We start from the raw sequence: 21,390 nt of genomic DNA, 5'->3' as shown, positions 1-21,390 counted from the left end.
ATTTTTCTTTGAATAAAAAGTATGTTTATTTTAACAAATTTTGCTAACGTTTTCAGTACAACGGAATTAGATAATTCATTTCCATTGAGACTATTAATTATCTCTAATGGAATTATTTAAAAATTATCCAACACGGCTAATGCATCGGAAAGTTTCTTCACCGTAAAAACTTGCATATTTTCAACCGCACTTTTGGGTTTGTTGCCAAAAGGAACTATCGCACGTTTAAAACCATGCTTTGCTGCCTCACTAATACGTTCTTGCCCACTTGGCACAGGGCGAATTTCTCCCGCTAATCCAACTTCACCAAAAATCACTAAATCTTGTGGCAAAGGGCGATTACGGAAACTAGAAATTAATGCAAGCAACAAAGCCAAATCCGCACTTGTTTCACTGACTTTTACGCCACCCACGACATTGACAAAGACATCTTGATCAGCCATTTGTAAGCCACCATGTCGGTGTAACACAGCCAGTAATAGTGCTAGGCGATTTTGCTCTAATCCCACCGCAACACGACGAGGATTCGCTAGCATTGAATGATCCACCAAGGCTTGAATTTCCACTAAAAGAGGGCGAGTGCCTTCCCAAAGTACCATAACGGAGCTGCCCGATGTAATCTCATCACCACGACTTAAAAAGATCGCCGATGGATTTTTTACTTCTCGCAAGCCTTGCTCGGTCATACCAAATACGCCTAATTCATTCACCGCACCAAAACGGTTTTTATGGCTACGCAAAGTACGATAGCGAGAATCGGCTTCGCCTTCTAATAGTAATGAACAGTCAATCGCATGCTCTAACACTTTCGGCCCAGCAAGGGTTCCGTCTTTCGTTACATGCCCCACCATAATAATGGCAACTTGGCGGGTTTTAGCATAGCGAGTGAGGAAAGAAGCACATTCACGCACTTGTGCCACACTGCCTGGCGATGATTGAATATCTGCCAAATGCATCACTTGGATCGAGTCCACCACTATAATTTGCGGTTTTAATTGATCCGCTAAATTACAAATCTGTTCAACAGAGGTTTCTGACAACATTTTTAATTGATCGTTTGGTAACCCCAATCGACTTGCACGCATCGCAACCTGTTGTAACGATTCCTCTCCCGTTACATAAAGTGCGGTCATGTTTTTCGCTAAACCGCACATGACTTGTAATAACAATGTACTTTTCCCTGCACCAGGATGCCCACCAATTAAAATCGCACTGCCTGGTACGATCCCGCCGCCAAGTACGCGATCTAACTCATTAAAGCCACTGGAAAAACGTGGTGTTTCTTGCAAACTAATTTCAGAGAGCGTTTGAATTTTTGCCTGAGTTTCACCCGAATAACCACTAAAACGATCGTTTTTTGATTTTGCCGTGGAAATTAACCGCACTTCCGTAATTGTATTCCATGCTTTACAAGCCGAGCATTGCCCTTGCCAACGAGAAAACTCCGCACCACAATCGTTACATACATAAGCTGTTTTTGGGGCTTTAGCCATTTTTCATCCTTCTCATCCTTTAACCGAGTATTCATATACCTACGACTAAATATCATTATATTATTCAGGGCAAGCTTACATAATGCCTAGAAGTATAGCTTACCCATTTGCACGGTTGATTCGCATTATGCCGAAAATCTCATTAATTTGATCATTCGCTCAAAATAAACTCGACTTTTCAAAAGTGCGGTCAATTTTTCAATAGTTTTTTCATTGTCTTTCGTTTCACTATGAAAACGAATCAAATCACGAATTTCAGCAAAAATTTTCTGATTGCTTTCTAACAAAGCTGGTAAGAGCGTTTCTTTTTGTTTTTCTGTTGCCACCGCGTCTAGGATTTTTCCATTTTCATCATAATAATGATAAAGATTAAAAAATGCCCCAACTCGCTCCACTGTTTTCATAAAATCTTGGCTAAAAAGTGCGGGAGAAAAGGATAAAGTTTCTTCCAAAAGTTTCTGTTCCATTTTCAACACGGAATTAAATTTTGCACAAAAATTTACCGCACTTTCTTCTCGTTCTTCTTTTAAGAAATCACGCCATTTATTTAGCCAATCCGTCAAAAATTGTTTTGAGCCCAGCAAATAACCCCGCTTCGCTTTACTTGCGCTACTAAAATAAATATCTCTTTCGAAAGGCAAAATTTCCACAAAATCAAAAAGATCCTGCACATTACCAGATTTCAATTCAAACTCTATTTCACAAATAGGTTGCTCAAATTCGCCTGCAATAATTTTACCTTGATCGAAAGCCACTTCAATTTTGGATTGTTGAAATTCAACTAACCAAAAAGTGCGGTTAAAATCTGTGGAGAAAATAGGTTGTAGTGTAGAACTAGGTAATTGTTCAAAAGGATAAAGCCCTCTTAATTGGGCATTGGTTGGAGTTTCTTTTTCGGTTAATGATAAATTATATTCTGGACGACTATGCAATCCACCAACAACTTCGCCGTTAGTTTTAAGCGTTAATGTAACTTCTTGATCTTCTTGACGAATACGTAATCCCATCTTTTGTTTAGCAAGAAAATGATCTGGATAATCATAATAAGTATTACCCAAAAATAAATCTTGATGATCTAAAATCGTAAATTTTGCAAGATATTGTGGCAAACTGTCAGCAATCTTTTTAGATATAGCTAATTTCAATTCAATTTCATTATTCATTTTATCCCTCCACACCATCTGTTCAAATATACAGATAAACTATCGCAAATCAAGATCTTTTTCGTGTAATTTATCAAGAAATCAGGTAATATGCGCACGAATTTTTAACCCCTTAATTTGGAGTAAATCACCTATGGCAATGAATAATATTCTCGGATTATTTGCCCATTCGCCTTTAAAACCATTGCAAAAGCATTCGGAAAAAGTCACTGAATGTAGCGATCTTTTAATTCCTTTTTTTCAAACGACTTTCTCAAAGGATTGGGAAAAAGCGGAAGAAAAACGCTTAGAAATCTCTCAGCGTGAACGTGAAGCAGACACATTGAAACGCGAAATCCGTTTGAAATTGCCACGTGGTTTATTCTTACCTATCGATCGTACTGATTTATTAGAATTAGTCACTCAACAAGATAAACTTGCCAATTATGCCAAAGATATTGCAGGCCGTATGATAGGTCGTCAATTTGGTATTCCTGAAGAAATGCAGGAAGAATTCTTACATTACGTAAAACGTAGTTTAGATGCCATTCATCAAGCTCATCGAGTAATCGAAGAAATGGATCAACTTTTAGAAACCGGTTTTAAAGGCCGTGAACTCAAATTAGTCAATGATATGATTCAAGAACTTGATTCAATTGAAGATGATACAGACCAAATGCAGATCAAATTGCGTAAAATGCTTCACACCATCGAAAGCCGTTATAATCCAATTGATGTAATGTTCTTATATAAAATTATTGAATGGGTTGGCGTTTTGGCTGACCAAGCACAACGTGTTGGCTCGCGTATAGAATTAATGCTCGCGCGTTCATAATCAACAAAACATAGGAAATAAACTATGGAAATTATTAGTCAATATGGTTCTTGGTTGGTGTGGATCACAGCAGCCTTTGGCTTTTTTATGGCATTCGGAATTGGAGCGAATGATGTCTCAAACTCAATGGGAACATCCGTAGGATCTGGTACCGTAACAGCCAAACAAGCAATTATTATTGCGTTAATTTTTGAATCAGCTGGTGCCTATCTAGCTGGTGGTGAAGTAACAGAAACCATTAAAAGTGGTGTAATCGATCCAATGCAATTTGTCGATACGCCAGATATTTTAGCTCTAGGTATGCTTTCAACCTTATTTGCATCGGGTGCTTGGTTATTTATTGCAACCAAAATGGGATGGCCAGTTTCAGGGACTCATACGATCATCGGTGCAATTATTGGATTTGCGTGCATTACGATTGGTCCAGGCGCAGTAGATTGGTCAAATATTGGTAGCATTGTTGGTAGCTGGTTCATCACGCCTGTCATTGCAGGTATTCTCGCCTATGCAATCTTTGCAAGTACGCAAAAACTTATTTTCGATACCGAACAACCACTAAAAAATGCACAAAAATATGGTCCTTATTATATGGCGATTACCGTATTTGTGCTTTGTATCGTAACAATGACAAAAGGTTTAAAACACGTTGGTTTAAATCTTTCAGGTAAAGAAACGCTACTTATTTCACTTGTTATCAGCCTTATTGGCATGCTATTTTTTCACTTCTATTTTAAAAGCAAAACCTTCACTCAATCAGCAAACAAAGGCACTTTTGGTGCAGTAGAAAAAGTCTTCAGTATTTTAATGTTATTAACCGCTTGTGCGATGGCTTTCGCTCATGGTTCAAATGATGTAGCCAATGCAATTGGCCCTCTTTCTGCAGTGGTCTCTATTGTAAATGAAGGCGGTAAAATTGTTTCAGGTGGAGCCTTAACTTGGTGGATTTTACCATTAGGTGCATTAGGTATTGCTGTGGGCTTAATTACTATGGGACAAAAAGTAATGGCGACTGTTGGCTCTGGGATCACTGATTTAACCCCAAGCCGTGGCTTTGCCGCTCAATTTGCTACTGCGATGACGGTTGTAGTTGCATCAGGTACAGGCTTGCCGATCTCAACAACACAAACACTTGTTGGGGCAATTTTAGGTATCGGTTTTGCACGTGGTATCGCAGCACTCAATTTAACGGTGATCCGAAATATCATTAGTTCTTGGATTGTCACATTACCAGCAGGTGCATTTTTCGCCATCATTATTTTCTATGTGCTAAGAACTATCTTTAATTAATTGATCTCAATAAAAAGTGCGGTTAATTTTAACCGCACTTTTGTTGTGATGTTTAAGGGGAAAAAATGAAAAAGATATACAAAGCCTTAATCTCATCTTTACTTTTAAGCACATCAATAAATGTTGCTTATGCGGAAACCCAATATGTTACTGAAAATCTCAGTACGTTCTTACGCCGTGGTGCTGGTGAACAATTTAAAATTGCAGGTTCAATTCAAGCGGGCGAAGCCGTGAATATATTAGATCGCCAAGGAAAATACACACTCATTCGTGACAGTAAAAATCGTGAAGCTTGGATTTTAAATTCAGACTTAAGTAGCACACCAAGTAGTAAAGAAGAAAATCCAAAATTAAAAGCTCAAGTCCAAGAATTAACCTTAAAACTTAGTCGTTTAGATGGCGATTGGCAACAACGTACTGTAGAAATGCAACGTCGAACCAAACAAGCTGAACAACAAAGTGCGGATCTTTTAGAACAAAATTCACAATTGAAGCGTGAACTTGAAATGACCAAAAATAAAAATCGTGATTTAGAAGCGATGCTTGATGCTGGTAAACGAGAAATTGCGATTCAATGGTTTATTTATGGCGGTTCAGTATTGGGTGTAGGCTTACTCTTAGGTTTGCTCATTCCTTATGTGTTACCAAAACGTCGCCGTCGTGATGGTTGGGCATAATCACGAATGAAAGTTTATTTGGTTGGTGGAGCTGTTCGCGATCAATTATTGGGGTTACCAGTAAAAGATCGTGATTGGATTGTGGTAGGCGCTGAGCCATCTACACTACTCTCTCTCGGTTATCAGCAAGTAGGCAAAGATTTTCCAGTTTTTCTCAATCCTAAAACAAAAGAAGAATATGCGCTTGCCCGAACAGAACGTAAATCTAGCGTAGGTTACACGGGCTTTATTTGTGATTTCTCCCCAACAATTACATTAGAACAAGATTTAATTCGACGAGATCTCACTATTAACGCCATGGCTCAAAGCGAAGACGGTGAAATTATTGATCCTTATGGCGGAAAACAAGATTTAGAAAATCGAATTTTGCGCCATATTTCTCCCGCTTTTTCAGAAGATCCTTTACGAGTATTGCGCGTGGCACGCTTTGCTGCTCGTTATCATTCCCTCGGTTTTAAAATCGCATCAGAAACACTATCCCTAATGGCGGAACTTGCCCAATCGGGAGAATTACAACATCTCACGGCGGAACGCGTTTGGCTAGAAACAGAAAAAGCCTTAAACGAAAAAAATCCTGAAATTTATTTTGAAACTTTACATAAAACAGGCGCATTAAGCGTTTTATTTCCTGAAATCAATGCCCTTTATGGTGTACCAAATCCAGTAAAACATCATCCAGAAGTAGATAGTTTTATTCATACCATGTTGGTATTAAAACAAGCGGTTAATTTGACTGAAAATAACCCTATCCTAAATAAAAGTGCGGTCCGTTTTGCGGCAATTTGTCATGATCTTGGCAAGGCTCTTACGCCTCAAAATATTCTTCCTCATCATTATGGGCATGAACAAGCTGGCATAAAACCGACTAGATCATTGTGCAAACGCTTGAAAGTCCCAAGTTATTTTCAAGAACTTGCAGAACTGACTTGTGAATTTCACACACATATTCACAAAGCCTTTGAGCTTCGAGCTGAAACCGTCATAACTCTGTTTAATCGTTTTGATGTGTGGAGAAAACCACAACGCTTTCAAGAATTTCTACAAGTATGTCTAGCTGATACTCGAGGTAGAACTAGTTTTGAAAATAAAGACTATCCACAAATAGATTACATCAATCAATTATTACATGCGGCAAATGAAGTAGATGTACAGCAAGTTATTGCAGATGGATTTGAGAAACAAGAAATCAGAAATGAATTAACGAAACGAAGAATCTTAGCGGTTAAACAAACAAAAGCAAATTACCCTAAAAATTAACAAATAAAAGTAACTTTACTCAATTAAACTAAATCCTTAAAATACGCGAGCTTATTAACTTGATGAATAATATGAAAACGTTTAAATTTCTCACCGCACTTTTTGTAACCAGCATACTTACAGCCTGTACGATGGATGCTGAACGTCCAGTTAACGTGCAATACATCGATAAAACTGACGCTACATGGCAACAGCATCTACAAAAGATTCAAAAAATTCAATCCTATCAAGCCAAAGGACAAATTGGTTATATCAGTCCTACAGAACGTTTTTCTAGCCGCTTTGAATGGCAATACCAAAACCCAAAATCTTATACGCTTAAACTCTATTCTTTAATCAGTAAATCTACCCTTTGGATTCAAATGCATCAAAGCGGTATGACAATTTCCGATAACAACGGTAATCAACAATCTGCAGCCAATGCGAAACTATTATTACAAGAGATCATTGGCATGGATGTGCCATTAGAACATTTAGCTTATTGGTTGAAAGGCCAACCGGCAATGAACGCGGATTATCAAGTTGGCACCAACCATTTACTTGGCACATTTACTTATCATGTGGATGGTTCTCAATGGACAGCGGATTATCTCACTTATCACTCAAATAATTTGATGCCTGAAAATATTCTGCTAAAAAATGACAGCACGAAACAAACTCTAAAAATTCGCGTGGATGAGTGGATTTACTAATGAATACATTAATGAAATCACATCAATTTTCTACCGCACTTTGTCAAAATACAACACAATCAAATGGGAAGCCATTGCGCTTCCCTAGCCCAGCCAAACTGAATTTATTTCTTTATATCAACGGAAAATTGCCAAACAGCTATCATGAATTACAAACACTTTTCCAATTTTTAGATTTTGGCGATTGGTTAGAAATGAGTATCCGTGAAGAAGATAATCAAATTGTTTTAACGCCAGAAATTCCAAATCTAAAAACGGAAGATAATCTGATTTATCGAGCTGCAAAACTTTTACAAGAAAAAGCCAATATTCAATTGGGTGCAAATATTCATTTAGACAAAATTCTTCCAATGGGAGGCGGTGTTGGTGGTGGTTCATCCAATGCAGCAACCGCATTAGTCGCGTTAAATTATTTATGGCAAGCCAATTTATCCATTGATGAACTGGCAAAATTAGGATTAACACTAGGCGCGGATGTGCCAATATTTGTACATGGACACGCTGCTTTTGCTGAAGGTGTCGGGGAAAAAATCACTTATTGTGAACCTGCCGAAAAATGGTTTGTTGTATTAAAACCTGATGATTCAATATCGACGGCTGTGATATTTCAAGATCCAAATTTACCACGTAATACACCGAAAAAATCCCTAGAACAACTTTTGAGCGAATCTTACGTAAACGATTGCGAAAAAGTTGTGATAAATCATTATTCAAACGTTGAAAAAGCGTTAAACTGGTTGCTACAATATGCGCCGGCAAGATTAACAGGAACGGGAGCATGTGTTTTTGCTGAATTTGATCATGAAGCAGAGGCTCAAGCGGTATTTAGACAAAAACCAAAAGCATTTTTTGGTTTTGTCGCGAAAGGACTCAATGTTTCTCCCTTGCACGCAATGTTGAAGCAGCTATCATCAACTTATACTCATCGACAATCTAAACCTGAGGTTTTATAAAATGCCTGACATTAAACTCTTCGCGGGTAATGCAACACCTGAACTTGCAAAACGTATTTCTGAACGTTTATATATTTCACTAGGCGATGCGACGGTCGCACGTTTCAGCGACGGTGAAATTCAAGTTCAAATCAATGAAAATGTGCGTGGTGCGGATGTATTTATCATCCAATCAACTTGTGCACCAACCAATGATAACTTGATGGAATTGATTGTGATGGTAGATGCATTACGTCGAGCGTCTGCTGGTCGTATTACTGCCGTGATTCCTTATTTCGGCTATGCTCGCCAAGATCGTCGTGTTCGTTCTGCTCGTGTGCCAATTACTGCTAAAGTTGTAGCAGATTTACTTTCAACTGTTGGTATTGACCGTGTATTAACCTGCGACCTACACGCAGAACAAATTCAAGGCTTCTTTGATGTTCCAGTAGACAACGTATTTGGTTCTCCGGTTTTAATTCACGATATTTTGAAAAAGTCTGATCTTGAAAACCCTATTGTTGTTTCTCCAGATATTGGTGGCGTTGTACGTGCTCGTGCTGTAGCGAAATTATTAAATGATACTGATATGGCCATTATTGACAAACGTCGCCCTCGTGCAAACGTAGCACAAGTGATGCATATTATCGGTGATGTTGCAGACCGTGATTGTATTTTGGTTGATGATATGATTGATACTGGCGGTACGCTTTGTAAAGCGGCAGAAGCATTAAAAGAACGTGGTGCAAAACGCGTTTTTGCTTATGCAACTCACGCCGTTTTCTCTGGCGCTGCAGCCAAAAACTTAGCCAGCGATGCCATTGATGAAATTGTTGTGACTGACACCATTCCACTATCAGAAGAAATGCAAGCGATCGGTAAAGTTCGCGTGCTTACACTTTCTTCCATGCTAGCAGAAGCTATTCGTCGTATTAGCAACGAAGAATCTATTTCTGCGATGTTTAACTAAATTAAAATTTCAATAAAAAATACCGCACTTTTATTGCCAAAGTGCGGTATTTTTTTATTTACTTTATTTAACTGTATCTACTTTATTCAATCGTTACACGAGCAAATTTTCGTTTACCCACTTGGTAAACATTTGTACCTTTTGGTGCATTGTCTTTCACGTTATCTACTTTTTCGCCGTTGATTTTCACTCCGCCTTGTTGAGCAGAACGAATTGCTTCGGAAGTGGAAGGAACAAGTCCCGCTTCTTTTAATAAAGTAGCTAAACCAATTTCGCCAGAGAACGTAAATTCTGGCATCTCATCAGGCATTGCGCCTTTTTGGAAACGATTAATAAATTCCTGTTCTGCGGCGTTTGCTGCCTCTTCGTTGTGGAAACGTGCAATTAATTCTTTTGCTAGTAAGATTTTTACATCACGAGGATTTTTGCCGTTTTCTACTTCCGATTTTAATTGTGCAATTTCACTTAATGGACGGAATGAAAGAAGGTTATACCAATCCCACATGAGTTCATCGGAAATGGACATCACTTTACCGAACATATCTCTTGGTGCTTCCGTTACGCCGATATAGTTACCAAGTGATTTGGACATTTTTTTCTCGCCGTCTAAGCCAACGAGTAATGGGAGTGTAATCGCAACCTGTGGTTTTTTTCCTGCTGATTTTTGTAATTCACGACCAACAAGTAAGTTGAATTTTTGGTCTGTACCACCTAGTTCTACATCTGCATCTAATGCAACAGAATCGTAGCCTTGCAGTAATGGATAAATAAATTCATGGATGGCAATGGGTTGATTGTTGCCAAAGCGTTTTTTGAAGTCGTCACGTTCAAGCATACGCGCAACGGTGTAGTTGCTTGCAAGACGAATCATACCTTCTGTACCAAGTTTACTTAACCATTCAGAGTTGAAGACGATTTTGGTTTTTTGTGGATCGAGAATTTTATAAATTTGCTCTTTATAGGTTTCAGCATTGCGCAATACATCTTCACGGCTGAGTGGAGGACGCGTAGCATTTTTGCCCGATGGATCGCCCACCATTCCTGTGAAATCACCAATTAAGAAATAGACTTCATGACCGAGTTGTTGAAATTGACGTAATTTGTTTAATACAACGGTATGCCCTAAATGAATATCTGGTGCGGTTGGATCGGCGCCTAATTTTACTTTTAATGGGCGATTTTCTTTCAGTTTTTCGATTAAATCCGCTTCTGAAAGGATTTCATCAGTACCGCGCTTTAGTTCCGCGAGAACGGTATTAATGTCAGTCATTATTATTTCCTAATTATGTTTTTGAAAGGTTTTATTATAGGGATTCTTGGCGATTTGTGAATAAAAAAAACGCCTATTTGTGGGGAAATAGGCGGGAATGTTGGAGTGATTATCTAATATTGTTGTTGGAATAATTAGATGATAATTGTTATCAATAACCTTGTCAATAACTAAATGAAAATAATTCTCAAAAAAAATATTATTTTATATAAGGCACCGATTCTGTTAAGGAAAGTGCGGTAGGGATTCCATTAGAAATTTCAAATTTACCCGCATAAGCATAGGCTTCAACACCTTGTTCCATTGCTTCTTTTAATAAGCGATCGTATTCGGGATCGATATATTCTGCGATTTTGAAACGATCAAAACCATTATGTAACCCAGCAAATAGTACTACTGCACGATGACCTTGTTTTTTCATTGCGAGTAATTCACGGACATGTTTTTGCCCACGCGTAGTAACCGCATCGGGGAACATGCCTAAATTTCCTTTCACTAAGGTGATGGATTTCACTTCTACATAACAATCAGGCAAACCCTCGCCTTTTAGTAAGAAATCAATTCGGCTATTTTCTTCGCCGTATTTCACTTCAGGATAAATTTCATCATACATTGCCAATTCTTTGATTTTCTTATTTTGCAGTGCTTCAAAGACAAGCTGATTAGAACGATGGGTATTGATACAGCAAAGTTGTCCATTCTCAAGTTGAGTGAGTTCCCAAGAATGAGGATATTTACGGGTTTGGCTATCGGAATGTGAATACCAAATTGTGTCGCCTTTTTCACCGCAGCCAGTCATCGCGCCTGTATTGGCGCAATGAATTGTCATAACATCACCAGTTGGCAGTTCAATATCCGCAAGAAAGCGTTTATAGCGACGAATTAATGTCGCCGATTGTAAAGCTGGAAGTTGCATAAAGTTCCTTATTTGAGTTTTTCTAAACGTTGTAAAATGGCGTTATTGCTCATGGCTTGCATTTTTTTCATTCTCAAAGAAAGTAAGATCGCCGCGAAAGTGAGTGAGACCACAAAGGCAATCCAGAAACCTTTCGCATCAATGTGTGGCACAAGCCAATCTGTACGACCAAGCGTATAACCAAGTGGGACACCAATTACCCAATAAGAGAAAAGGGTAATATATAAAATGACTTTGGTATCTTTATAGCCCCGTAAAATGCCGCCAACCACCATTTGGATAGTATCTGAAAATTGATAAAGTGCGGCAAATAATAATAAATTTGCCGCCATGGAGATGACAATTTCATCGGTTACGAAAATAGAGGCAATTTCATAACGGAAGAAAATCGTAATTAATGCGGTAATGATTGTCACCGTTAGTCCTAATAATAATGCGGCATAGCTCATTTTTTTCGCATTTTGTGGTGAGCCAGCTCCCAATGCTTGTCCGACTAAAATCGTTGTTGCCATACCAATTGACAGGGGGAACATAAAAATGAAAGAGCTGGTATTCAATGTAATTTGATGGCTCGCTACAATGGTTGAGCCCAGCGGAGAAAGCATTAACGAAGTGAGGGCAAATAACGCCACTTCACAATAAAGTGCAATAGCAATGGGCAAGCCTAAACGCAGTAGTTTTTTAAGCGTTTTGGGATTCGGCATTTCAATTAATTGGCTAAATACTTTTAGAGAACGTTCTTGAGAATTCGTGTAGGAATAGAACATCATCATTAAGCACATTGCCCAGTTCACAATGGCTGTCGCAATACCACAGCCCACCGCCCCAAAAGCAGGCATACCAAATTTTCCATAAATAAAAATGTAATTAAGCGGAATATTCAGCAGTAAACCTAAAAAGGTAATGACCATCGCAGGCTTGGTTTTGGCAATACCATCATTTAAACAACGAAAATTAATCAGCATTAAATAAGCAGGTAATCCCCACAACATCGCGTGTAAATAATCGCGCGCTAAATCTGACATTTTGCTTTCCATTTGCATATATTGCAGCGGAATTTCACAGAAATAAATCAGCAAGCCTAAAGGAAAACTCACGCCTAACACAAGCCAAATGCCTTGGCGAACTTGATGGGCAATGCGATGGCGTTGGCCTGAACCATTTAAATAAGAAATTGTCGGCGGCAGCGCTAATAATAATCCTTGACCGAAAAGCACTAATGGCATCCAAATAGACGCGCCAACAGAAATTGCAGCCATATCAGTGGAACTCACGCGACCAGCCATAATGGTATCCGCTAATCCCATTGAGTTTTGTGCGATTTGCGCTAACAAAATGGGTAAAGAGATTTTAATTAATTTTTTAATATCAGCGTGATATTGGGATAAAAGACGAAAATTCATAAATTTGATATACTAAGAAAAATTTTTAGAAAAGGAGAAAATATGTTTACCGGAATTGTACAAGACACTGCGCCTATTCATTCAATTACAGAAAAGGCTAATTTTAGAACACAAGTGGTAAAATTACCACCTGAAATGCGTAAAGACCTAGAAATCGGCGCATCGGTGGCAAATAATGGTGTATGTTTAACCGTGACTGAAGTCAACGACGATCTGGTTAGCTTTGATCTCATGCAAGAAACCTTAAGAATTACGAATCTTGGTTTGTTGAAAGTAGGCGATCATGTGAATATTGAACGAGCTATGCAAATGGGAACGGAAATTGGCGGGCATTTATTATCTGGTCATATTTATTGCACCGCAAAAATTTCAGATATTATCGCCAGTGAAAATAACCGACAAATTTGGTTCGAGCTACCAAGTGCAGATGTAATGAAATACATTTTAACGAAAGGATTTGTTGCGATAGATGGTATTAGCCTGACTATTGGCGAAGTAAAAGGTTCACAATTTTGTGTGAATTTAATTCCTGAAACTTTACAACGAACCTTAATGGGGCAGCGTAAAGTGAGCGATATTGTGAATATCGAAATTGATCCACAAACGCAAGCCATTGTGGATACCGTGGAAAATTATCTGAAAGCGAGAAATTTATAGTCTATTGAAATAAAAGAGCGGTTAAAAAAACACATAATTTTTTAACCGCTCTTTTGTTTGATTACTTTGCTTATTTTTTCGATTTTTTCCATTTCCAGAAAAGGAATAGGGCAAGCAAAGCGATAAGCACATAAATAACCATTTGACCTTTTTGAATTTGAGCATGTAACCAGTCTAAATTTTTTGCGCCCAGTTCGCCTAAATAAACCCAAATTGGCACAGAAATGATAGCAGCACAGAAATCAATTAAGACAAAACGTGTGTAACTTACACGGCGAGTAATGCCAGAAACCATATAAATTGGGGCACGTAAACCAGGTAAAAAACGTGCGACAAATAACACACGGTTGCCATATTGGCTGAATTTTTCACGCACCATTCTTAAGCGTTGTAATGTCACGATTTTACGCATTGGGCGAAAACGTAAAATTTTTGTGCCATAAATACGACCAAGCCAATACATGGTGGAGTCGCCCGCAAGTACGCCAAGCATACTGACAAGTAACATTAAATGTGAATTAACGCTTTCTGGATAAAGCCCAGCAATGACACCACCTGAAACCAAGGTAATATCTTCTGGAATCGGCACACCAAATCCACAAATAATTAAAACAAAAAGAACAGCCCAATAGCCGTAATCAGTAAAAAATCCAATCAGAAATTCCATAATCTTCCTACTTTATTTTTTAATGAATATCGTAAAAAACTGCTAAGCATTCTAATCTTTTCAGGGTAAAAAACCTAGAAAAAGTTTGCTTTGAAAAGAGGGATATTCTATAATTCGCCGTCTCAAAGCGTGGCTCAGTGCTTATTCTTTGAGAACAGTATTTGGAAAATTGCTGGGTCGCCTGTAATTTTCTTTCTTTTAACATTAATTTAAAGAGAACATTAAAATGGCATTTAAATTTAACGCTGAAGTTCGTACAGCGCAAGGTAAGGGTGCGAGCCGCCGCCTGCGTCATAATGGTCAAATCCCTGCAATCGTTTATGGTGGCAGCGAAGAGCCAGTTTCAATCATCTTAAACCACGATGAATTAAACAACGCGCAAGCACATGAATCTTTCTATTCTGAAGTGATCACTTTAGTGATCGGTGGTAAAGAAGTTGCAGTTAAAGTACAAGCAATGCAACGTCACCCATTCAAACCAAAATTGGTTCACATTGACTTCAAACGCGCGTAATTCACAAGTTTGAACAAAGTAAAAAAGCTAAGATATCAGTCTTAGCTTTTTTGTTCTGAGTATTTTAATTATTTCTCAATAAATACCTAAACTTTAATTTTTTATCAAATAACGTTTTAAATTTTCACCAACAAATTCTAATTCTGCTTTTCCATAGTTTGGCTGAAATTCTAAAAAAATCACTCCTGCCTTTCGACAAGCCTCCCGTTTCACTGCATCACGCTTCGCCGCATTATCCTGATAATGTCCCTGCCCTTGATATTCAATTACTATTACGGCATAGCCGTTCTTATCTACAATCAAAAAATCTACTCGTTTACTATTTATCGCAAAATGGGCCTCTTTATCTATTGATTCTAAAAACTCTCCCATTGAAACCTGAGTAAATAAACGGAACTCTTGATAACCTTTAGACAACAACTTTTCTAAACGAAGAAAAAGTTGATATTCACTCTTATTCATCAAGGCTTTTCTTTTATACTTACCCAATATAACGACATCAAGATGATCATTTTTATTCACAATATTAATTTTGTTTTCTGTCGAAAGATAAAGACGACTCTTCTTTGCATTACGACGAGTTGATCTCGATTTAGATGAAAATAAGCCAACTAAAAATAAAATAACAAAAATGAAAATAGTGATGTATTGTAAAGAAAATTCCATATTGCTCTCCTAAATGAACAGGAAAACAAGATAGCATTAATAGAATATTACTTCATATTACAAATAAGCGTGTTTGGGATCTGGATCGCAAAAAAACCTTAAATAAGGCAAAAAAACTAGCTTTTATTAGAACTATGAGAATTTAAAAAATATGGCTGGGGTACTAGGATTCGAACCTAGGGATGCCGAGATCAAAACCCGGTGCCTTACCGCTTGGCGATACCCCAACAGAAAAATCTTTGATTAGATATAAAGAAGATTTATTTGATAGTATGGCTGGGGTACTAGGATTCGAACCTAGGGATGCCGAGATCAAAACCCGGTGCCTTACCGCTTGGCGATACCCCAACTACTATTTGACTTACAAAGCGATAAATGGTGCGGGACGAGGGACTTGAACCCACACACCTCTCGGCGCCAGAACCTAAATCTGGTGCGTCTACCAATTTCGCCAGTCCCGCAAATTTGGTGGCTACAGCGAGATTCGAACTTGCGACCCCAACATTATGAGTGTTGTGCTCTAACCAACTGAGCTATGTAGCCATTACCTTAATTTGCCTAACCATATCGGCTTTGCGGGGCGTATTATGCTGATTTTGACTATACTCGTCAAATACTTTTTTTAAAATATTTGGATTTTCCTTTTCATTTGATTATTAATAAAACACATCAACTATTTTTTATACATTTCTACAATATCATATTGGCTTTTTTAGCACTTTAATCGCTATTTCTCTTTTACTCGCTCATCTATTTATTTTTAATTAAAATTTATTTGACAAAAAATGCCTAAATCGTTATTTCTAATGTTCATTATTCTAAAAACACAACATCAAGGAGTATCTTATGTCCCATCTCTCAGTCGCCAAATTTGGCGGAACATCTGTAGCCAACCATGCAGCAATGACAGCTTGTGCAAAAATTGTCATCGCTGATCCAAATACACGCGTAGTCGTGCTTTCTGCATCAGCTGGGGTGACGAATTTATTAGTCGCGTTAGCAAATGGTGTAGAAGCGACAGAACGTGAAAAATTAATTGGTGAAATCCGTCAAATTCAAGAGAATATTTTGAATGAATTAAAAGACGACAGCCGTGTTCGTCCGATTATTGAAAAATATCTTGAAAATATTACCGCACTTTCTGAAGCTGCTAGCCTTGCAACCTCTCCCGCATTAACCGATGAACTCATCAGCCACGGTGAAATGATGTCCACTCAAATCTTTATTGAGATTTTACGTGAACAAAACGCATCGGGCACTTGGGTTGATGTACGTACAATTATTGCAACCAATAACCATTTTGGTAAAGCCGCACCAAATGATGAACAAACTCAATCAAACAGCGATAGCATTTTAAAACCATTAATAGACCGCGGCGAATTAGTCATCACCCAAGGTTTTATCGGACGTGAACCAAGCGGTAAAACAACCACATTAGGCCGTGGCGGTAGTGACTACTCTGCTGCCTTGTTAGCAGAAGTATTAAATGCAAAAGACGTTTTAATTTGGACTGATGTTGCCGGTATTTACACAACCGATCCACGCATTGTTCCTGCTGCACAACGCATCGACACAATGAGCTTTGCTGAAGCAGCTGAAATGGCAACCTTTGGCGCAAAAGTGCTACACCCGGCCACATTGCTCCCTGCTGTACGCAGCAATATCCCGGTTTATGTGGGTTCAAGTAAAGCACCAGAAGCGGGCGGAACTTGGGTTACTCGCGATCCTCAGCCTCGTCCAACTTTCCGTGCTATCGCACTACGCCGAGATCAAACTTTACTCACTCTTTCAAGCTTAAGTATGCTGCATGCGCAAGGTTTCTTAGCGAATGTATTTAACATTTTGGCTAAACACAAAATTTCAGTGGATACTATCACCACATCAGAAGTGAGCGTTGCATTGACATTAGACAAAACTGGCTCCGCATCTTCAGGTGCGGAATTACTTTCAGCTGAATTATTAGATGAACTCCGTCAATATTGTTCAGTAAAAGTCGATACTGGATTGTCATTAGTTGCATTAATCGGTAACGACTTACATATCGCTTCTGGTGTCGCAAAACGTATTTTTGATACGCTTCAATCCTACAACGTGCGCATGATTAGTTATGGCGCAAGTACTAATAATATTTGTATGCTCGTGCAAAGTGAACATGCTGACGAAGTCGTTCGTTCATTACACAAATCTTTATTTGAATAAAGTAGAAAGCCTAAAGTGCGGTGAAAAATCACCGCACTTTTTCTTTTATATCATTGAGATTAAAGCCGAAAAAGAGTAAAGTAAACGGCTGTTCATTTGACTAATTTAACCGAATAAAAGGCGGAAATTATGGGAAAAAGTGTTGTTATCTTAGGCGCTCAATGGGGCGATGAAGGTAAAGGGAAAATCGTCGATCTTCTAACGGATCGCGTAAAATACGTAGTTCGTTACCAAGGCGGTCACAACGCAGGTCATACACTTATCATTAATGGAGAGAAAACCGTATTACGTTTAATTCCATCTGGTATGTTACATCCAAACGTAACTTGCTTAATTGGTAATGGCGTTGTGGTTTCACCTGAAGCATTAATGAAAGAAATGGGCGAACTTGAAAGCCGTGGTATTAAAGTTCGTGAACGTTTATTAATTTCTGAAGCGTGCCCTTTAATCTTGCCTTATCATGTGGCGATGGATCACGCCCGTGAAGCAGCACTCGGTAAAAAAGCTATCGGTACAACTGGTCGTGGCATTGGCCCAGCTTATGAAGATAAAGTAGCTCGTCGTGGTTTACGCGTAGGCGATTTATTTGATAAAGAAGCTTTTGCCGAAAAACTCAAAAATATCCTTGAATACTATAATTTCCAATTGGTGAACTACTACAAAGTTGAACCGGTCGATTATCAAAAAACCTTAGATGATGTAATGGCAATTGCCGATGTAATCACAGGTATGGTGGCAGACATCACTACAATTCTTGATACAGCGCGCAAAAATGGTGAGCATATTTTATTTGAAGGTGCTCAAGGTACCATGTTAGATATCGACCACGGTACTTATCCGTATGTAACCAGCTCAAATACAACGGCTGGTGGTGTGGCAACCGGTTCTGGTTTTGGCCCGCGTAATCTTGATTATGTGCTTGGTATCATCAAAGCTTACTGTACTCGTGTAGGTGGCGGCCCATTCACAACGGAATTATTTGATGATGTGGGTGCTGAAATTGCGCGTAAAGGTAACGAATTTGGTGCGGTAACAGGCCGTCCACGTCGTTGTGGTTGGTTCGATGCCGTCGCCATTCGCCGTGCAATCCAACTTAACTCTATTTCTGGCTTCTGCATGACCAAACTGGACGTGTTAGATGGTTTTGATGAAGTTAAAATCTGTGTTGCATACAAAATGCCAAATGGCGAAATCGTTGAATATGCACCGTTAGCGGCGAAAGATTGGGATGGTATAGAACCAATTTATGAAACATTACCTGGCTGGAAAGAAAATACTTTCCGCATCACAGATGTAAATAAATTGCCACAAAACTGCATTAACTATATTAAACGTATTGAAGAAGTAACTGGCGTACCAATTGATATTCTTTCAACAGGCCCTGATCGTGTGGAAACCATGATTTTACGTGATCCATTCGCGGCTTAAGTTCTTTGATTTTCAGACCGCACTTTTAAAAGTGCGGTCTTTTTTTATTATTTTTTACTATTCTTCGATAGAACGTAATAATTCGTTAATGCCAACTTTACCTAAAGTTTTTGCATCCACTTTTTTCACGATTACTGCGCAGTATAAGCTGTATTTTCCACATTTTGATGGAAGGCTACCAGATACTACCACAGAACCTGCTGGTACACGGCCGTAGTGAATTTCACCGGTTTCACGATCATAAATTTTGGTTGATTGACCAATGAATACGCCCATTGAAATAACACAACCATCTTCAACGATAACACCCTCAACCACTTCTGAACGAGCGCCGATAAAGCAGTTATCACCGATAATGGTTGGGTTAGCTTGTAATGGTTCTAGTACGCCACCGATGCCTACACCACCAGATAAGTGAACGTTTTTACCAATTTGTGCGCATGAACCTACCGTTGCCCAAGTATCGACCATGGTGCCTTCGCCAACGTAAGCACCAATATTTACATAAGATGGCATTAATACGCAGTTTTTAGAAATGTATGCACCTTTACGCACCGTTGCAGAAGGCACAACACGGAAACCTTCTTGAGCAAAACGTTCTTCGGTGTAATCCGTAAATTTTAATGCTACTTTGTCGTAATATTTTGTTTCTGCGCCGTCAATGATTTGATTGTCATTAATACGGAATGAAAGTAAAACCGCTTTTTTTAACCATTGATGTGTTACCCATTCGCCATCAATTTTTTCTGCAACACGGTATTTACCCGAATCTAATCCTTCGATCACTTCTTCAATTGCCGCGCGCGTTTCTGCATCAACGGTTTTTGGTGTAATTTCTGCACGATTCTCAAATGCAGCTTCAATAATTGCTTGTAAGTTTGACATTGTATTTCCTATGTTTTGTGTGAATAAGATGGAATCTGTTTTATCATATTTTCGCTTGCTGCGCAAAAACACCTAAAAAAATCACCGCACTTTGTATTAAAACAAACTGCGGTGATCCTAAAACATAATTGATTAAAAAATTGAAAGCGCTAAACCACAAACGACTGACATACTCAATACAACTACAATCATTGCATAACCAAAATCACTCATGTTTTTCTCCTCACTAAAAATGATGCCACATTGTAACAAGATTGTTTTTAGAAAATCACCTCTTTTACAAAAAAATTTCAATAAAAGTAACGAAATTTTTTACAAACCTTTATAATAGGCAAAATTTTTTGGGGATCGAAATATGGCAACAATTAAAGATGTCGCAAAAATGGCTGGCGTGTCCACCACAACCGTATCTCATGTTATTAATAAAACCCGCTTCGTTGCAAAAGATACGGAAGAAGCGGTGTTATTAGCAATTAAGCAACTTAACTATTCACCCAGTGCCGTGGCGCGCAGTTTGAAAGTCAATACCACGAAATCCATTGGGATGATTGTGACGACCAGTGAAGCACCGTATTTTGCCGAAATCATTCATTCTGTTGAAGAACATTGCTATCGACAAGGTTATTCTTTATTTTTGTGTAACACACAAAATGATCCTGAAAAAGTCAAAAATCATTTGGAAATGTTGGCGAAAAAACGGGTAGATGGTTTGCTGGTGATGTGTTCTGAATATACGCAAGACTCCTTGGATTTACTTTCGTCATTTTCCACTATTCCAATGGTTGTAATGGATTGGGGCCCAAATGCGAATACCGATGTAATTGATGATCATAGTTTTGATGGCGGATATTTAGCAACCAAACACCTCATTGAGTACGGTCATAAAAAAATCGGTATTATTTGTGGCGAACTCAATAAAACTACGGCAAAAACTCGTTATGAGGGCTTTTTAAAAGCAATGGCAGATGCGAATCTTGAAGTGCATGAACCTTGGATTTTCGAAGGTGCATTTGAGCCTGAAGATGGTTATGAATGTATGAATCGTTTACTGGCTCAAGAGGAATTACCAACTGCTCTATTCTGTTGTAACGATGTGATGGCGTTAGGTGCAATTTCTGCACTGACAGAAAAAGGCTTACGCGTGCCCGATGATATGTCCATTATCGGCTATGATGATATTCATGCTTCACGTTTCTATGCACCACCATTAACCACCATTCACCAATCGAAACTACGATTAGGCAGACAGGCGGTGAATATTTTATTGGAGCGTATTAGTCAAAAAGATCAAGGCGTTCAGCAATATAGCCGTATTGATATTGGCCCTGAGCTTATTATTCGAAAATCTGTTAAATCAATTTTATAAAACTTATGGGGCTGTACTAGATAACGACTAAAAATCCCATTTAGGTTAGAATAAACCAATGAGAAAAAGTCGCTTAAGTCAGCATAAACAAAATAAACTCATTGAACTGTTTGTCGCAGGTGTCACAGCAAGAA

The 21,390-nt window shown here is 38.5% G+C and carries 20 protein-coding genes, 4 tRNA genes and 1 pseudogene; 13 read left to right on the top strand and 12 right to left on the bottom strand.

Annotated features, from left to right (window positions below; translation table 11 throughout):
• Positions 1–116: 116 nt before the first annotated feature.
• Complete coding sequence (gene radA / locus DV434_RS08055; protein ID WP_118786069.1) at positions 117–1,493, bottom strand: DNA repair protein RadA; 1,377 nt, start codon at positions 1,491–1,493, stop codon at positions 117–119.
• A gap of 125 nt (positions 1,494–1,618) precedes the next feature.
• A complete protein-coding gene (locus DV434_RS08050; protein WP_118786068.1) occupies positions 1,619–2,656 on the bottom strand; it encodes a CYTH domain-containing protein in 1,038 nt (345 codons plus the stop codon).
• A gap of 133 nt (positions 2,657–2,789) precedes the next feature.
• Here DV434_RS08050 and DV434_RS08045 point away from each other — a divergent pair, with 133 nt between their 5' ends.
• The 7 genes from DV434_RS08045 to DV434_RS08015 all read left to right on the top strand — a co-directional run bounded on the left by DV434_RS08045 (position 2,790) and on the right by DV434_RS08015 (position 9,285).
• Complete coding sequence (locus DV434_RS08045) at positions 2,790–3,470, top strand: TIGR00153 family protein (protein ID WP_118786067.1); 681 nt, start codon at positions 2,790–2,792, stop codon at positions 3,468–3,470.
• Positions 3,471–3,494: 24 nt separating this feature from the next.
• Positions 3,495–4,757: an inorganic phosphate transporter gene (locus tag DV434_RS08040; RefSeq protein ID WP_053466311.1), complete on the top strand. Its 1,263-nt coding sequence runs from the start codon at positions 3,495–3,497 to the stop codon at positions 4,755–4,757.
• 65 nt (positions 4,758–4,822) lie between these two features.
• Entirely contained in the window at positions 4,823–5,434 is a 612-nt protein-coding gene (locus tag DV434_RS08035) for a TIGR04211 family SH3 domain-containing protein (protein ID WP_118786066.1), read from the top strand.
• Between the two features lie 6 nt (positions 5,435–5,440).
• Positions 5,441–6,691, top strand: a complete 1,251-nt coding sequence (locus DV434_RS08030; RefSeq protein ID WP_118786065.1) for a multifunctional CCA addition/repair protein — start codon at positions 5,441–5,443, stop codon at positions 6,689–6,691.
• A gap of 71 nt (positions 6,692–6,762) precedes the next feature.
• The gene (lolB, locus tag DV434_RS08025) at positions 6,763–7,383 is read left to right on the top strand and encodes a lipoprotein insertase outer membrane protein LolB (protein ID WP_338142010.1); all 621 of its coding nucleotides are present in this window, start codon (positions 6,763–6,765) and stop codon (positions 7,381–7,383) included.
• 11 nt (positions 7,384–7,394) lie between these two features.
• Positions 7,395–8,336: a 4-(cytidine 5'-diphospho)-2-C-methyl-D-erythritol kinase gene (gene ispE / locus DV434_RS08020; protein ID WP_118786077.1), complete on the top strand. Its 942-nt coding sequence runs from the start codon at positions 7,395–7,397 to the stop codon at positions 8,334–8,336.
• Between the two features lies 1 nt (position 8,337).
• Positions 8,338–9,285, top strand: a complete 948-nt coding sequence (locus DV434_RS08015; RefSeq protein WP_118786063.1) for a ribose-phosphate pyrophosphokinase — start codon at positions 8,338–8,340, stop codon at positions 9,283–9,285.
• Positions 9,286–9,367: 82 nt separating this feature from the next.
• Here the strand turns inward: DV434_RS08015 and tyrS are convergent, their stop codons facing one another.
• The 3 genes from tyrS to hmrM form a co-directional block, all read right to left on the bottom strand.
• The gene (tyrS, locus tag DV434_RS08010; protein ID WP_118786062.1) at positions 9,368–10,555 is read right to left on the bottom strand and encodes a tyrosine--tRNA ligase; all 1,188 of its coding nucleotides are present in this window, start codon (positions 10,553–10,555) and stop codon (positions 9,368–9,370) included.
• 199 nt (positions 10,556–10,754) lie between these two features.
• Positions 10,755–11,471 carry a DNA/RNA nuclease SfsA gene (gene sfsA, locus DV434_RS08005; RefSeq protein ID WP_118786061.1) on the bottom strand — a complete coding sequence of 239 codons (717 nt, stop codon included), beginning with the start codon at positions 11,469–11,471 and terminating at the stop codon, positions 10,755–10,757.
• A gap of 8 nt (positions 11,472–11,479) precedes the next feature.
• Positions 11,480–12,874: a sodium-coupled multidrug efflux MATE transporter HmrM gene (hmrM, locus tag DV434_RS08000; protein WP_118786060.1), complete on the bottom strand. Its 1,395-nt coding sequence runs from the start codon at positions 12,872–12,874 to the stop codon at positions 11,480–11,482.
• A 42-nt stretch (positions 12,875–12,916) separates the two neighbouring features.
• Here hmrM and DV434_RS07995 point away from each other — a divergent pair, with 42 nt between their 5' ends.
• Entirely contained in the window at positions 12,917–13,531 is a 615-nt protein-coding gene (locus DV434_RS07995; protein ID WP_118786059.1) for a riboflavin synthase subunit alpha, read from the top strand.
• A 70-nt stretch (positions 13,532–13,601) separates the two neighbouring features.
• Here the strand turns inward: DV434_RS07995 and DV434_RS07990 are convergent, their stop codons facing one another.
• A complete protein-coding gene (locus tag DV434_RS07990; RefSeq protein ID WP_046949531.1) occupies positions 13,602–14,198 on the bottom strand; it encodes a DedA family protein in 597 nt (198 codons plus the stop codon).
• Positions 14,199–14,424: 226 nt separating this feature from the next.
• Here DV434_RS07990 and rplY point away from each other — a divergent pair, with 226 nt between their 5' ends.
• Positions 14,425–14,712: a 50S ribosomal protein L25 gene (rplY, locus tag DV434_RS07985; protein WP_005633680.1), complete on the top strand. Its 288-nt coding sequence runs from the start codon at positions 14,425–14,427 to the stop codon at positions 14,710–14,712.
• Positions 14,713–14,805: 93 nt separating this feature from the next.
• On the opposite strand, the gene DV434_RS07980 is transcribed toward rplY, so the two are convergent.
• The 5 genes from DV434_RS07980 to DV434_RS07960 all read right to left on the bottom strand — a co-directional run bounded on the left by DV434_RS07980 (position 14,806) and on the right by DV434_RS07960 (position 15,921).
• Positions 14,806–15,378 carry a DUF2726 domain-containing protein gene (locus DV434_RS07980; protein WP_118786058.1) on the bottom strand — a complete coding sequence of 191 codons (573 nt, stop codon included), beginning with the start codon at positions 15,376–15,378 and terminating at the stop codon, positions 14,806–14,808.
• A 152-nt stretch (positions 15,379–15,530) separates the two neighbouring features.
• Positions 15,531–15,605, bottom strand: a tRNA-Gln gene (locus DV434_RS07975).
• Between the two features lie 46 nt (positions 15,606–15,651).
• Positions 15,652–15,726 (bottom strand) — tRNA-Gln (locus DV434_RS07970).
• Between the two features lie 28 nt (positions 15,727–15,754).
• Positions 15,755–15,839, bottom strand: a tRNA-Leu gene (locus DV434_RS07965).
• A gap of 5 nt (positions 15,840–15,844) precedes the next feature.
• Positions 15,845–15,921: transfer RNA gene (locus DV434_RS07960), tRNA-Met, on the bottom strand.
• A gap of 303 nt (positions 15,922–16,224) precedes the next feature.
• Between DV434_RS07960 and lysC the strand changes: the two genes are divergently transcribed.
• Positions 16,225–17,577: a lysine-sensitive aspartokinase 3 gene (lysC, locus tag DV434_RS07955; RefSeq protein ID WP_118786057.1), complete on the top strand. Its 1,353-nt coding sequence runs from the start codon at positions 16,225–16,227 to the stop codon at positions 17,575–17,577.
• 129 nt (positions 17,578–17,706) lie between these two features.
• Positions 17,707–19,005, top strand: a complete 1,299-nt coding sequence (purA, locus tag DV434_RS07950; protein ID WP_118786056.1) for an adenylosuccinate synthase — start codon at positions 17,707–17,709, stop codon at positions 19,003–19,005.
• A 57-nt stretch (positions 19,006–19,062) separates the two neighbouring features.
• On the opposite strand, the gene dapD is transcribed toward purA, so the two are convergent.
• Positions 19,063–19,890, bottom strand: coding sequence for a 2,3,4,5-tetrahydropyridine-2,6-dicarboxylate N-succinyltransferase (gene dapD, locus DV434_RS07945; protein WP_118786055.1), 828 nt, complete (start codon positions 19,888–19,890; stop codon positions 19,063–19,065).
• 355 nt (positions 19,891–20,245) lie between these two features.
• Between dapD and purR the strand changes: the two genes are divergently transcribed.
• A complete protein-coding gene (gene purR / locus DV434_RS07940; protein ID WP_118786054.1) occupies positions 20,246–21,256 on the top strand; it encodes an HTH-type transcriptional repressor PurR in 1,011 nt (336 codons plus the stop codon).
• Between the two features lie 58 nt (positions 21,257–21,314).
• Positions 21,315–21,390: pseudogene (locus tag DV434_RS07935) on the top strand (IS1595 family transposase); the annotation flags it as partial.

Origin of the sequence: Haemophilus haemolyticus (genome assembly GCF_003493685.1) — a bacterium.
Lineage (GTDB): Bacteria > Pseudomonadota > Gammaproteobacteria > Enterobacterales > Pasteurellaceae > Haemophilus > Haemophilus haemolyticus_O.
This window is presented reverse-complemented; position numbering and strand designations above follow the sequence as displayed.